This is a genomic window from Pseudomonas sp. EL_65y_Pfl1_R83, from assembly GCF_963970695.1.
GTDB lineage: Bacteria > Pseudomonadota > Gammaproteobacteria > Pseudomonadales > Pseudomonadaceae > Aquipseudomonas > Aquipseudomonas tritici.
The window spans coordinates 1-562 of the sequence record NZ_CAXAQI010000183.1 but is presented as its reverse complement, the minus strand read 5'-3'; the positions used below and the strand labels follow the sequence as shown (position 1 = coordinate 562).

The following is a 562-nucleotide window of genomic DNA, read 5'->3' as shown; positions in this document are numbered from 1 at the left end:
AGGTTTGGCCGCTGCGTACCAACGCGACGTTTCTTCATGCCTTATTGGTGAACCCCGACTTTATGCGCGGAAGAGTTCACACTGGTTTTATCGAGCAACATCAGGACGACGTGATCTATGAGGTTGATCCTCCACAGTGGATACTCGATCAAGTCGCCGTTGAACTGATAGCGCCAGCGAGACATAACATCGCGCCCACTGGGTTTCGCCTGAATGGGCATGAGTGTCACAGCGTCCGAATGATGGACCGCGACCGTGAATATGTCGGTGCTACCGATGGCCTGATAACCTACGATCAGCGCGCCTACCCGATTCTCGACGTTTCAGGCGAAGCCGTCTTTGCAACGCTGCAGGGCGCAACGTGGCGGTTTGCGGCATCGGCGACGCGCGGTAATGTAGCAGGCACCGCCGCCGACGGCGCGATCCTCTCGCCGATGCCTGGCCGCATCATCGCGGTGGACGTGGCCGCAGGCGACACCGTCACCAAGGGCCAGAAGCTCGTCACGCTCGAAGCGATGAAGATGGAGCATAGCCTCACCGCCCCGTTCGACGGCACGATTGC

At 59.4% G+C, this 562-nt stretch carries 1 protein-coding gene; it reads left to right on the top strand.

From position 1 onward, the window contains the following. On the top strand, positions 1 to 562 hold a 562-nt coding region (locus AACY08_RS28310), incomplete at both ends, for a biotin/lipoyl-containing protein (protein WP_339472407.1).